Here is a 13105-nt window from a genome sequence, read left to right as displayed (position 1 = left end):
GGAATTAAGTTGCGACGAGTGTAGCAAAAAAGCTGCACGGATCGGCAAATCGCTCCCATTTGTTAGCGCTATCGTAATGAGGCACTTCGTGATGTTGCGCACTGAATTGTGCGTGATATTATCCCAACAGCCTTTTACACCCTGACAGTCAACCTAAGAGAAAGAGAACCATGACGGACAAACTTACTTCCTTGCGTCAGCTGACTACTGTGGTCGCCGACACCGGTGATATCGCGGCGATGAAGCTTTATCAGCCGCAAGATGCGACCACCAACCCTTCTTTGATCCTCAACGCCGCTCAAATCCCTGAATACCGCAAACTGATTGACGAAGCCATTACCTGGGCACGTCAGCAGAGCAGCAACAAAGAAGAGCAGCTGGCACTGGTTTCTGACAAGCTGGCCGTCAACATTGGTCTGGAAATTCTGAAACTGATCCCAGGCCGTATCTCTACCGAAGTTGACGCACGTCTCTCCTACGACACCGAAGCGAGCATCGCGAAGGCACGTAGCCTGATCAAGCTGTACAACGATGCGGGCATCAGCAACGACCGTATCCTGATCAAACTGGCTTCAACCTGGCAGGGCATCCGTGCTGCTGAGCAGCTGGAAAAAGAAGGCATCAACTGTAACCTGACTCTGCTGTTCTCTTTCGCGCAGGCGCGTGCATGTGCGGAAGCAGGCGTGTTCCTGATCTCGCCATTCGTAGGCCGTATCCTCGACTGGTACAAGCAGAACACCGATAAGAAAGAGTACGCTGCGCATGAAGATCCAGGCGTGGTGTCGGTGGCGGAAATCTACAACTATTACAAACAGCACGGTTATGAAACTGTGGTAATGGGTGCCAGCTTCCGTAACATCGGTGAAATCATCGAACTGGCCGGCTGTGACCGTCTGACCATCTCTCCGGGCCTGCTGAAAGAGCTGGCAGAGAGCGAAGGTGCGGTTGAGCGCAAGCTGAGCTATACCGGTGAAGTCAAAGCGCGCCCTGCGAAAATGACCGAAGCTGAGTTCTTCTGGCAGCACAACCAGGATCCAATGGCCGTGACCAAACTGGCTGAAGGTATCCGCAACTTTGCCATCGATCAGGGCAAACTTGAGAAGATGATCGCCGAACTGCTGTAAGGTGATTTACCGTGGCGGCAGCTGTCGCCACGGTTTTACGCTTTTCCCTCGACTCCGCTTTGTATTATCCTCTTTGCATCCCTCTTTATTTGCCGCCTTGCGGTCAACCACAGCGATAACTCAATGGATACTTTGCGTATTGGATTAATTTCCGTTTCCGATCGTGCTGCTAATGGCATTTATCAGGATCAAGGCATTCCGGCGCTGGAAAGCTGGCTCGCCGCCGCGCTGACTACCCCGTTTGAAATCGAAACCCGTTTAGTACCCGATGAGCAGCCGATGATTGAACAGGCGATCTGTGAACTGGTCGATGAACTGTTCTGCAATCTGGTACTGACCACCGGCGGAACCGGCCCTGCGCGCCGCGATGTTACGCCCGATGCTACCCTGGCAGTCGCCGATCGTGAGATGCCGGGTTTTGGCGAACAGATGCGTCAAATCAGCCTGCAGTTTGTGCCGACTGCGATCCTTTCGCGTCAGGTGGGGGTGATCCGCAAACAGTCGCTGATCCTCAATCTGCCGGGTCAGCCCAAATCCATCAAAGAGACACTGGAAGGGCTGAAAGCAGAAGATGGTGCAGTGAAAGTGCCGGGTATTTTTGCTGCTGTACCTTATTGTTTACAGTTGCTGGAAGGGCCCTACGTGGAAACCGATCCCGAAGTGGTAGCAGCATTTCGTCCTAAAAGTGCAAGGCGTGAGACAAACGTCTGAAAATCGCCGTTTTCAGGCATAAAATTCAGCGATACTGGTGTGGCGAAATATTGACGGTATAGTAACTCCAGCTTTACAACCACACTGACTTTGTCTCTGGATACCGCACGACTATGGATGCACATACAACGCGCCGTCTCAACGGCCAGGATTATAAAACCCTGTCGCTGGCCGCCCTCGGCGGGGCACTGGAATTCTACGACTTCATCATCTTCGTTTTCTTCGCCGCCGTAATCGGCGAGCTATTTTTCCCACCGGATATCCCAGAGTGGTTGCGTCAGGTACAGACCTTCGCGATTTTCGCCGCAGGTTATCTGGCGCGTCCGCTGGGCGGCATCATCATGGCGCACTTTGGTGACAAAGTTGGGCGCAAGAAGATGTTTAGTCTGAGCATTCTGTTAATGGCGTTACCCACGCTGGCAATGGGCGCACTGCCGACTTATGCCAGCATTGGCATCGCAGCGCCGATTTTGATGTTGCTGATGCGCGTGCTGCAGGGCGCCGCGATTGGTGGCGAGGTGCCGGGTGCGTGGGTCTTCGTGGCTGAACATGTGCCGGAAAAACGTATTGGTTTTGCCTGTGGCACGCTGACAGCGGGTTTAACCGCGGGCATTTTGCTGGGTTCGCTAGTGGCGACGGTGCTGAACACCACACTTTCACCGGCTGCGATTCGCGATCACGGCTGGCGCATTCCGTTTTTCCTCGGTGGCTTATTCGGCTTGCTGGCGATGTATCTGCGCCGCTGGCTGCACGAAACGCCGGTGTTTAAGCAGATGCAGCAGCGTAAAGCGCTGTCTGACAAGCTGCCGCTGCAAACCATCCTTGCCAGCCATAAGCGCGGCATTGTGATTTCGATGCTGCTGACCTGGTTGCTCTCGGCCTGCATCGTGGTGGTGATTCTGATGGCGCCCACGCTGATGCAGAAACAGCATGGCATCCCCGCAGCATTGAGTCTGCAGGCCAACAGCGTCGCCACCGTTATGTTGCTGATCGGCTGCGTCATCGCGGGCTGGGTTGTGGATCGCTTCGGTGCGGCCCGTACGTTGATTGGCGGCTCCATACTGCTGGCCATCTTCAGCTGGAACTTCTTCCACCAACTGGGAGGTGCGCCGGAGATGCTGTTTGTCTGGTATGGACTGGCGGGATTGAGCGTTGGCGTGGTGGGTGTGGTGCCTTTTGTGATGGTTAAAGCGTTCCCGGCGGCGGTGCGTTTCACCGGCATCTCCTTCTCATACAATGTGGCCTATGCGATTTTCGGCGGTCTGACACCCATTAGCGTGACGCTAATGATGCAATTCACGCCGATGGCACCCGCCTGGTATGTGTTGGCGCTGGCGTTGATTGGTTTGCTGGTCGGCCTCTGGCTACAGAGCGAAAAACAGCGATCGACACTGCTCAATCAGGTAAATGTTTAACTCAAGGCGCGTAAGCGCCTTTTTCTTTTCCGCATTTTTTTAAAAATATTTTAGTTTTAACCCTTGATGCGCTCTGAAGCGGCCCCATTTAGTTGTCATCGAGTGATGGCAGGCAGCAAAAAAAGCCTGTTACAGCAGTTGAAAAGGGTCAGTTTGACCGCACATCTGCTAACAACGCTAATTGACAAAGAATTTAAGTGGGAGACGTTTAGATGGGTAAGATTATTGGTATTGACTTGGGTACAACCAACTCATGTGTTGCGGTTATGGATGGTGGTAAAGCACGTGTGCTTGAAAACGCCGAAGGCGATCGCACCACACCGTCAATCATTGCATATACACAAGATGGCGAAACTCTGGTCGGTCAGCCGGCTAAACGTCAGGCGGTGACTAACCCGCAGAACACCCTGTTCGCGATCAAGCGCCTGATTGGCCGTCGTTTCCAGGACGAAGAAGTGCAGCGTGATATCAAAATCATGCCGTACAAAATCATCGGTTCTGATAACGGTGACGCATGGTTGAACGTGAAAGACCAGAAAATGGCACCACCGCAGATCTCTGCTGAAGTGCTGAAAAAGATGAAGAAAACCGCGGAAGATTTCCTCGGTGAAGCGGTAACCGAAGCGGTTATCACTGTTCCAGCTTACTTCAACGATGCACAGCGTCAGGCAACCAAAGATGCCGGCCGTATCGCGGGTCTGGACGTAAAACGTATCATCAACGAACCTACCGCAGCTGCACTGGCTTACGGTCTGGACAAAGGTCAGGGCAACCGCACTATCGCGGTATATGACCTGGGTGGTGGTACTTTCGATATCTCTATCATCGAAATCGATGAAGTTGATGGCGAAAAAACCTTCGAAGTGCTGGCGACCAATGGTGATACTCACCTCGGTGGTGAAGACTTCGACAGCCGTCTGATCAACTACCTGGTAGCAGAGTTCAAGAAAGACCAGGGTATCGATCTGCATAACGATCCACTGGCAATGCAGCGTCTGAAAGAAGCGGCTGAAAAAGCGAAGATTGAACTGTCTTCTGCACAGCAGACCGACGTTAACTTGCCATACATCACTGCAGATGCAACCGGTCCTAAGCACCTGAACATCAAAGTGACCCGTGCGAAGCTGGAATCACTGGTTGAAGATCTGGTGACCCGTTCTATCGAGCCACTGAAAGTTGCGCTGCAAGATGCAGGTCTGTCTGTTTCTGACATCAACGACGTAATCCTCGTCGGTGGTCAGACACGTATGCCAATGGTTCAGGCCAAAGTGACTGAGTTCTTTGGTAAAGAGCCACGTAAAGATGTGAACCCAGATGAAGCGGTTGCTGTGGGTGCTGCGGTTCAGGGCGGCGTGCTGGCAGGTGAAGTGAAGGACGTTCTGCTGTTGGACGTAACGCCACTGTCACTGGGTATCGAAACCATGGGTGGCGTGATGACTGCGCTGATCAGCAAGAACACCACCATCCCAACTAAGCACAGCCAGGTGTTCTCAACCGCTGAAGATAACCAGTCTGCCGTGACCATTCACGTGCTGCAGGGTGAGCGTAAGCGTTCAGGTGATAACAAATCTCTGGGCCAGTTCAACCTCGACGGTATTCAGGCTGCACCGCGCGGTATGCCGCAGATCGAAGTGACCTTCGATATCGATGCCGATGGTATCCTGCACGTGTCTGCGAAGGACAAGAACAGCGGTAAAGAGCAGAAGATCACCATCAAAGCTTCTTCAGGCCTGAACGAAGAAGAGATCGAAAAAATGGTGCGTGATGCAGAAGCGAATGCCGAGTCTGACCGTAAGTTCGAAGAGCTGGTGCAGACGCGCAACCAGGGTGACCAGATTGCGCACAGCACCCGTAAGCAGTTGGATGAAGCCGGTGACAAACTGTCTGCTGACGACAAAGCACCGATTGAGTCTGCGTTGACCGAGCTGAACACCGCGCTGAAAGGCGAAGATAAAGCAGAAATCGAAGCCAAAATGCAGGCTCTGATGGAAGTGTCTGGCAAACTGATGGAACTGGCGCAGCAGCAAGGCCAGGCGGGCGCAGCAGATGCTGGCGACGCTTCAGCAAAGAAAGATGACGATGTTGTCGACGCTGAATTCGAAGAAGTTAAAGATAAAAAATAATTGCCCCTGACCGGGCGCGACGGCTGGCCTGACAGCCGTTGAAACCAGCACGGGCGTAGGAGATCTCTCCACGCCCGTGCGATCATGTTAAGGGCAGAACAAAATGGCTAAGAGTGATTTTTACGAGATCTTAGGCGTCTCTAAATCCGCAGATGAGCGTGAAATCAAAAAGGCTTACAAGCGCCTGGCGATGAAATACCATCCGGACCGTAACCCGGACAATAAAGAAGCCGAAGCTAAGTTTAAAGAGATTAAAGAAGCCTACGAAGTCCTGACCGATGCGCAAAAGCGTGCGGCCTATGACCAGTACGGCCATGCAGCCTTCGAACAGGGTGGCATGGGCGGTGGTGGATTCGGTGGCGGCGGCTTTGGCGGCGGCGGTGCTGACTTCAGCGATATCTTTGGCGACGTATTTGGCGATATTTTTGGTGGTGGACGCCGTCAGCGTGCTGCCCGTGGCGCCGATTTACGCTACAACATGGAGCTGTCGCTGGAAGAAGCGGTACGCGGCGTGACCAAAGAGATCCGCATTCCAACCCTGGAAGAGTGTGATGTCTGCCACGGTAGCGGGGCGAAAGCGGGTACTCAGCCGCAAACCTGTTCGACCTGTCACGGTGCAGGCCAGGTGCAGATGCGTCAGGGCTTCTTTACCGTACAGCAGGCGTGTCCGACCTGTCACGGTCGTGGCTCGGTGATCAAAGATCCGTGCAATGCCTGTCATGGTCATGGCCGCGTTGAACGCCAGAAAACCTTGTCGGTGAAAATCCCGGCAGGCGTGGATACCGGCGATCGCATTCGTCTGAGCGGCGAAGGTGAAGCGGGTGAACACGGTGCGCCAGCGGGCGATCTGTACGTTCAGGTCTCGGTGAAGAAACACCCGATCTTCGAGCGTGAAGATAACAACCTGTACTGTGAAGTGCCGATCAACTTCGCGATGGCAGCATTGGGCGGCGAGATCGAAGTGCCTACCCTTGATGGTCGCGTGAAGCTGAAAGTGCCGTCTGAAACGCAAACCGGCAAGCTGTTCCGCATGCGCGGTAAAGGCGTGAAGTCAGTGCGCGGTGGCGCGGTGGGCGATCTGCTGTGTCGTGTGGTGGTGGAAACCCCAGTTAGCCTCAACGACAAACAGAAAGCGCTGTTGCGTGAGCTGGAAGAGAGCTTTGGTGGCCCAACGGGTGAGAAAAACAGCCCGCGCTCCAAAAGCTTCTTCGACGGTGTGAAAAAGTTCTTTGACGATCTGACCCGCTAATCGGGTCAATGGTTCACCCTAAAGCGGAGAGGCGACTCTCCGCTTTTTTTATGGCTGTAATGCCACAAGGCAGGATTTTAATTGTGCACCTCATCTCTGTGCTATGTTCGCCTGTGGTGTCATCAAAATAAGCGCAGTGAAAGGTTCGGCTAGGGTCTAGGCTAAGTTGTAGGGCTTTATCGTACGATGAACGAGCCATAAGCTGCTTTTAACCAGATGATTCCGCCGCTAAACTACCGGGCGACATGTCCCTACTCAGGAGGAGTTGTGAACAAACCCCGTAGTCTTCGAAGCTTACTGAAGAGCTTCATTGAGAGCGATGCCAGTACCGGTATCGTGCTAATTCTGGCAGCGGTCGCTGCGATGATTCTCGCCAACAATCCGTCTACCGCCGGTGGCTATCAATCTTTCCTCGCCGAACCGGTACAGATTCGCTTTGGTGCGCTGGATATCAGCAAAAACCTGTTGCTGTGGATTAACGATGCCATGATGGCGCTGTTTTTCCTGGTAATAGGCCTGGAAGTGAAGCGTGAGTTGATTACTGGCGAACTGGCAAGCCGTGACCGGGCTATCTTCCCGGTGATTGCGGCGCTGGGCGGTATGGTCGCGCCCGCACTGATCTTCCTGTTCTTTAACCATGGCGATCCGATTGCACGCAACGGTTGGGCGATCCCCACCGCCACCGACATTGCCTTTGCGCTTGGCGTGCTGGCACTGCTGGGCAGCCGAGTGCCAACGGCGTTGAAAGTATTTTTGATGGCACTGGCGATCATCGATGATCTCGGCGCTATCGTGATTATTGCGCTGTTCTACACCAGCGATCTTTCCGTGCTGTCGCTCAGCGTGGCAGCAGGCGCAATTGTTGTGCTGGCTATCCTTAATCGCTGTGGTGTACGCAACATCGCGGTGTATATGTTAGTGGGCATCGTATTGTGGACGGCGGTGCTGAAATCAGGCGTGCATGCCACGTTGGCAGGCGTAGTGGTCGGTTTCTTTGTGCCATTAGAAGAGAAAGAAGGGCATTCACCTGCGGAGCACCTGGCACACGGTCTGATGCCTTGGGTGAACTGGCTGATCCTGCCGCTGTTTGCCTTCGCTAATGCCGGGATTTCACTGAGTGGCATTACCTTCGGCGATGTGCTGTCACCAGAGCCGCTGGGCATCATTCTGGGGCTGCTGATTGGGAAGCCGTTGGGCATCACGCTGTTCTGCTGGCTGGCGGTGAAATGGCGGCTGGCAGTGTTGCCAGGCGGTACCACCATTCGCGATATCATGGCGATAGGTGTGCTTTGTGGTATTGGCTTCACCATGTCGATATTTATCAGCTCGCTGGCCTTCGATGCCGCGCATGAGCAGCTGGTGACATTCTCGAAACTGGGAATTCTGAGTGGATCGCTACTGTCAGCAGTGATTGGCTATACACTGTTGCGAGTGAAGTTGCGTTAAGAAACGGTAACTTGTGGTCGCCATAAATGGTGACCTTACAAGGTGTCGTCGGGTGCGCATTCATGCGCATCTGGAAAAGGCTTTACGGGAAGAGCATAAATCGCAGGCATAAAAAAACCGGCTAAGCGCCGGTTCTTTCGACAAAGCGATAACCTAACAGGCGATTAAGCCAGTTTGGTGATCTGTGCAGCCAGGTTTGCTTTATGGCGTGCAGCTTTGTTTTTGTGGATCAGACCTTTAGCAGCCTGACGGTCCACGATTGGTTGCATTTCGTTGAATGCGTTCTGCGCAGCAGCTTTGTCGCCTGTTGCGATAGCCGCGTATACTTTCTTGATGAAAGTACGCATCATTGAACGGTTGCTTGCGTTATGCTTGCGACGTTTCTCAGATGTTACGGCGCGTTTCTTAGCTGATTTGATATTAGCCAAGGTCCAACTCCCAAATGTGATCTATATGGACAAATCAAAGGCCGAGGACTATGCCTTTTGCGCCTTCTTTTGTCAATGGATTTGTGCAAATAAGCGTCGTTTTAGCAACGGCGCTTGATTACGTAATTGATGGCGCAGGATTCTACCAGCAACACGTCGCTGAATACAGTATTTCGCATTAAAAATCTTCATTACCTGCCTGAGCAATGGGTTGCGTGCGCATTAAGCTGCACCATACGCAGGAAAGGCACGCAGACGGGTTAACCTGAAGGCCATTCAAGGGTATAATCCGCCGATTTCCACCGGTTTGAGTCAGCCATGAAGTTTATCCGCGGTATTTATAATCTGAAAGAGCAGCATCGCGGCTGCGTCCTGACCATTGGCAATTTTGACGGCGTACATCGCGGCCACCAGGCATTGATGGCGGAGTTGATTGCTGAAGGACGTCAACGCAATCTGCCGGTGGTGGTGATGCTGTTTGAACCGCAACCACTTGAATTGTTTGCCGGTGACAAAGCCCCGGCACGCCTGACGCGTTTGCGCGAGAAGCTGAAGTATCTCGAACAGGCAGGTGTTGATGCGGTGCTCTGCGTCCGCTTTGATCGCCGTTTTGCGGCACACTCCGCACAAAGTTTTATCGCTGAACTGCTGGTCGATAAACTCAACGTGAAGTTTCTCGCAGTGGGTGATGATTTCCGCTTTGGCGCTGGTCGCCAGGGGGATTTCCTGTTATTACAGAAAGCCGGTGTCGAGTATGGCTTCGACGTCATCAGCACCCAGACCTATTGTGATGGCGGTGCGCGTATCAGTAGCACGGCGGTACGTCAGGCACTGGCACAGGATGATTTTGCGCAGGCAGAAGCGCTGCTGGGCCATCCATTCAGCATTTCAGGGCGCGTGGTGCACGGTGATGCACTGGGGCGCACCATTGGTTTCCCCACCGCTAACATTCCATTACGCCGCACAGTAACGCCGGTGAAAGGGGTGTTTGCGGTAGAAGTGTTAGGCCTGGGCGACAAGCCCATCGCTGGCGTGGCCAACATTGGCACACGTCCGACGGTAAAAGGTCTGCGTCAGCAGCTTGAAGTTCACCTGCTTGACACACATATGAATCTTTATGGCCACCACATTGAGGTGGTGCTGAAACAGAAGATTCGCGACGAACAGCGTTTCGCTTCGCTGGACGCGTTGAAAGAACAAATTGCGAAAGATGTGGTGACGGCCCGCCAATTTTTTGGGCTTAACGCACCGGCTTAATGACCGAAATACGGAACCGAGAATCTGATGAGTGACTATAAATCTACCCTGAATTTGCCGGAAACGGGGTTCCCGATGCGTGGCGATCTGGCCAAACGCGAACCGGGAATGCTGCAACGTTGGACTGATGACAACCTGTACGGCATCATCCGCGAAGCCAAAAAAGGGAAAAAAACCTTTATTTTGCATGATGGCCCTCCGTACGCGAACGGCAGCATTCATATAGGTCACTCCGTTAACAAGATTCTGAAAGACATTATCGTTAAGTCGAAAGGCATGGCGGGATACGACTCGCCGTATGTACCCGGTTGGGACTGCCACGGCTTGCCGATTGAGCACAAAGTTGAGCAGATGATCGGTAAACCGGGCGAGAAAGTCTCCGCTGCGGAATTCCGTGCCGCCTGCCGTAACTATGCTGCTGAGCAGGTTGAAGGCCAGAAGAAAGACTTTATCCGTTTGGGCGTACTGGGTGACTGGGATCGTCCGTACCTGACTATGGACTTCAAAACTGAAGCCAACATCATTCGTGCGCTGAGTAAAATTATTGGCAACGGCCACCTGCACAAAGGCGCCAAACCGGTGCACTGGTGCATGGATTGCCGTTCAGCACTGGCTGAAGCGGAAGTGGAGTACTACGACAAAACCTCCCCTTCCATCGATGTGATGTTTAACGCCGTTGATGCTGATGCGGTACGCGCTAAGTTTGGCGTTGCAGCCTCTGAAGGCCCGGTTTCTCTGGTTATCTGGACCACCACCCCGTGGACCATGCCGGCCAACCGTGGCATCTCACTGCATCCAGAATTTGAATATCAGCTGCTGCAAATCGAAGGCCGCAGCTTGATCCTCGCCAAAGAGATGGTTGAGAGCGTGATGAAGCGCGCGGGCATCGCTGAGTGGACGGTACTGGGCGAATGCAACGGTGCAGCACTTGAGCTGCAGCTGTTCCAGCATCCGTTCCTTGAGCAGATCCAGTCAAAAGTCGTATTGGGCGAGCACGTTACGCTGGAAGCGGGTACCGGTGCAGTGCATACCGCACCTGGACACGGCCCGGATGACTATGTGATCGGCCAGAAATACGGTCTGGAAACCGCTAACCCTGTCGGTCCAGATGGCGCGTACCTGCCAGGCACCTATCCAACGCTGGACGGCGTAAACGTGTTTAAAGCCAACGACATGATCGTTGAGCTGCTGAAAGAGAAAGGCGCACTGCTGCACGTTGAAAAACTGCTGCATAGCTATCCGCACTGCTGGCGCCACAAAACCCCGATCATCTTCCGTGCTACCCCTCAGTGGTTCATCAGCATGGATCAGAAAGGCCTGCGAGCGCAGTCGCTGAAAGAGATCAAAGGCGTGCAATGGATCCCGGATTGGGGCCAGGCGCGTATCGAAGCGATGGTGGCGAACCGTCCAGACTGGTGTATCTCACGTCAGCGTACCTGGGGCGTGCCGATGGCGCTGTTCGTGCACAAAGAGACCGAGCAGCTGCATCCGGATACGCTGGAGCTGATGGAAAAAGTCGCGAAGTGCGTAGAGCAGGATGGCATTCAGGCATGGTGGGATCTCGACCCGCGCGATCTGATGGGCGACGACGCTGACAACTACGTCAAAGTGCCGGATACACTGGATGTGTGGTTCGATTCAGGCTCAACCAGCTACTCCGTGGTCGATGCGCGCCCAGAATTTGGCGGCCATGCGCCGGATATGTATCTGGAAGGTTCAGATCAGCATCGTGGCTGGTTCATGTCTTCGCTGATGATTTCGACGGCGATGAAAGGCAAAGCGCCTTATCGTCAGGTACTGACGCACGGTTTCACCGTGGACGGTCAGGGCCGCAAGATGTCGAAATCCATCGGCAACACCGTGGCTCCGCAGGATGTGATGGACAAACTGGGCGCGGATATCTTGCGTCTGTGGGTCGCCTCAACCGATTACTCCGGTGAAATGGCGGTGTCCGATGAGATCCTGAAGCGTGCCGCTGACAGTTATCGCCGTATCCGTAACACCGCGCGCTTCCTGCTGGCAAACCTCGCGGGCTTCAACCCGGCGACCGATTGCGTGAAACCCGAAGAGATGGTGGTGGTCGATCGCTGGGCGGTTGGCCGTGCGCTGGCTGCACAGCAAGACATCGTCCAGTCTTACGAGAACTACGATTTCCATGAAGTGGTGCAGCGTCTGATGCACTTCTGCTCCATCGAAATGGGCTCGTTCTATCTTGATGTGATCAAAGATCGTCAGTACACCGCGAAAGGTGACAGCCTCGCGCGTCGTAGTTGCCAGACCGCGCTGTGGCACATCGTTGAAGCGCTGGTGCGCTGGATGGCGCCAATCATGTCCTTCACTGCTGATGAAATCTGGGGCTACCTGCCGGGTGAACGTGCTAAATACGTATTCACTGAAGAGTGGTATGAAGGCCTGTTTGGTCTGGCGGATAACGAAGCACTGAATGACGCCTACTGGGATGAGCTGCTGAAAGTGCGCGGCGAAGTCAACAAAGTGATCGAGCAAGCGCGCAGCGATAAACGTATCGGTGGCGCACTGGAAGCCGCAGTAACGCTTTACGCGGATGCTGAACTGGCCGCTAAACTGCAGGCGCTGGGCGATGAGTTGCGTTTTGTCTTGCTGACTTCCGGCGCGACGGTGGCGGATTACGCCACTGCCAGCGATGAAGCGCAGCAGAGCGAAGTACTGAAAGGTCTGAAAATCGCACTGCATAAAGCAGAAGGCGAGAAATGTCCGCGTTGCTGGCATTACACTACTGACGTTGGCCAGAATCCGGAGCATGCTGCGGTCTGTGGACGTTGTTACACCAACGTAGCCGGCAACGGTGAAGTGCGGAAATTTGCCTGATGAGTAAACTCTGCTCTACCGGATTGCGCTGGTTGTGGCTGGTGCTGGTGGTGATCGTGGTCGATTTCGCCAGCAAGCAGTGGATCATGAACAACATGATGCTGCATGAAACACAGCCGCTGATACCGTTCCTGAATCTGTTCTACGCGCACAACTATGGCGCGGCGTTCAGCTTCCTGGCGGATAAAGGTGGCTGGCAGCGTTGGTTCTTTGCCGGCATCGCGATTGCGATTGTGGTCGCGCTAGTGGTGATGATGTATCGCAACCGTGCAAGTAACAAATTAACCAATATTGCCTACGCGCTGATTATCGGCGGGGCGTTGGGTAACCTGTTTGACCGTGCATATCACGGCTTCGTGGTGGATTTCATCGACTTCTACGTTGGTGACTGGCATTTTGCCACCTTCAACATCGCTGACTGCGGCATCTGTATTGGTGCGGCCTTGGTGGTGCTGGAAGGATTCCTCACGCCGAAAGACAAACAGGTCAAAGAGAAAGGGTAACA

General features: G+C 53.8%; 10 protein-coding genes. 9 read left to right on the top strand and 1 reads right to left on the bottom strand.

The window, feature by feature from the left end; genetic code table 11:
* The first annotated feature begins 170 nt into the window (after window positions 1-170).
* The 6 genes from tal (at window position 171) to nhaA (ending at window position 8068) form a co-directional block, all read left to right on the top strand.
* On the top strand, window positions 171-1124 hold the full coding sequence (gene tal, locus LH22_RS18600; RefSeq protein ID WP_034826122.1) for a transaldolase: 954 nt from the start codon (window positions 171-173) through the stop codon (window positions 1122-1124).
* A gap of 123 nt (window positions 1125-1247) precedes the next feature.
* Window positions 1248-1835, top strand: coding sequence for a molybdopterin adenylyltransferase (gene mog / locus LH22_RS18595; RefSeq protein ID WP_038649159.1), 588 nt, complete (start codon window positions 1248-1250; stop codon window positions 1833-1835).
* Between the two features lie 113 nt (window positions 1836-1948).
* Window positions 1949-3250, top strand: a complete 1302-nt coding sequence (locus LH22_RS18590) for an MFS transporter (RefSeq protein WP_038649156.1) — start codon at window positions 1949-1951, stop codon at window positions 3248-3250.
* A 212-nt stretch (window positions 3251-3462) separates the two neighbouring features.
* Window positions 3463-5373, top strand: a complete 1911-nt coding sequence (gene dnaK, locus LH22_RS18585; RefSeq protein ID WP_038649153.1) for a molecular chaperone DnaK — start codon at window positions 3463-3465, stop codon at window positions 5371-5373.
* A 103-nt stretch (window positions 5374-5476) separates the two neighbouring features.
* On the top strand, window positions 5477-6622 hold the full coding sequence (gene dnaJ / locus LH22_RS18580) for a molecular chaperone DnaJ (protein ID WP_034826114.1): 1146 nt from the start codon (window positions 5477-5479) through the stop codon (window positions 6620-6622).
* Window positions 6623-6889: 267 nt separating this feature from the next.
* Window positions 6890-8068 (top strand): Na+/H+ antiporter NhaA, encoded by a 1179-nt coding sequence (gene nhaA / locus LH22_RS18575; protein WP_038649150.1) that lies wholly within the window; start codon window positions 6890-6892, stop codon window positions 8066-8068.
* 164 nt (window positions 8069-8232) lie between these two features.
* On the opposite strand, the gene rpsT is transcribed toward nhaA, so the two are convergent.
* Window positions 8233-8496 carry a 30S ribosomal protein S20 gene (gene rpsT / locus LH22_RS18570; protein ID WP_034826107.1) on the bottom strand — a complete coding sequence of 88 codons (264 nt, stop codon included), beginning with the start codon at window positions 8494-8496 and terminating at the stop codon, window positions 8233-8235.
* Window positions 8497-8814: 318 nt separating this feature from the next.
* Between rpsT and ribF the strand changes: the two genes are divergently transcribed.
* From ribF to lspA, 3 genes are read left to right on the top strand one after another with little or no spacing between them, the layout of a single operon-like run.
* Window positions 8815-9753, top strand: a complete 939-nt coding sequence (gene ribF / locus LH22_RS18565) for a bifunctional riboflavin kinase/FAD synthetase (protein WP_034826105.1) — start codon at window positions 8815-8817, stop codon at window positions 9751-9753.
* A 27-nt stretch (window positions 9754-9780) separates the two neighbouring features.
* Window positions 9781-12600, top strand: a complete 2820-nt coding sequence (ileS, locus tag LH22_RS18560; RefSeq protein WP_038649147.1) for an isoleucine--tRNA ligase — start codon at window positions 9781-9783, stop codon at window positions 12598-12600.
* Complete coding sequence (gene lspA / locus LH22_RS18555; protein WP_038649144.1) at window positions 12600-13103, top strand: signal peptidase II; 504 nt, start codon at window positions 12600-12602, stop codon at window positions 13101-13103. Before ileS ends, lspA begins: the two co-directional genes overlap by 1 nt.
* The last annotated feature ends 2 nt before the right edge of the window (window positions 13104-13105 follow it).

The sequence above is a fragment of the Pantoea rwandensis genome (assembly GCF_000759475.1).
Taxonomy (GTDB): Bacteria; Pseudomonadota; Gammaproteobacteria; order Enterobacterales; family Enterobacteriaceae; genus Pantoea; species Pantoea rwandensis_B.
Note: the sequence above shows the minus strand (reverse complement) of the source record. Positions and strands in the feature narration are given on the sequence as shown.

Excerpts from the sequence above, each read along its gene's own strand:
- tal (WP_034826122.1), top strand. The coding sequence starts at position 171 with ATGACGGACAAACTTACTTCCTTGCGTCAGCTGACTACTGTGGTCGCC.
- mog (WP_038649159.1), top strand. The coding sequence starts at position 1,248 with ATGGATACTTTGCGTATTGGATTAATTTCCGTTTCCGATCGTGCTGCT.
- LH22_RS18590 (WP_038649156.1), top strand. The coding sequence starts at position 1,949 with ATGGATGCACATACAACGCGCCGTCTCAACGGCCAGGATTATAAAACC.
- dnaK (WP_038649153.1), top strand. The coding sequence starts at position 3,463 with ATGGGTAAGATTATTGGTATTGACTTGGGTACAACCAACTCATGTGTT.
- dnaJ (WP_034826114.1), top strand. The coding sequence starts at position 5,477 with ATGGCTAAGAGTGATTTTTACGAGATCTTAGGCGTCTCTAAATCCGCA.
- ribF (WP_034826105.1), top strand. The coding sequence starts at position 8,815 with ATGAAGTTTATCCGCGGTATTTATAATCTGAAAGAGCAGCATCGCGGC.
- ileS (WP_038649147.1), top strand. The coding sequence starts at position 9,781 with ATGAGTGACTATAAATCTACCCTGAATTTGCCGGAAACGGGGTTCCCG.
- lspA (WP_038649144.1), top strand. The coding sequence starts at position 12,600 with ATGAGTAAACTCTGCTCTACCGGATTGCGCTGGTTGTGGCTGGTGCTG.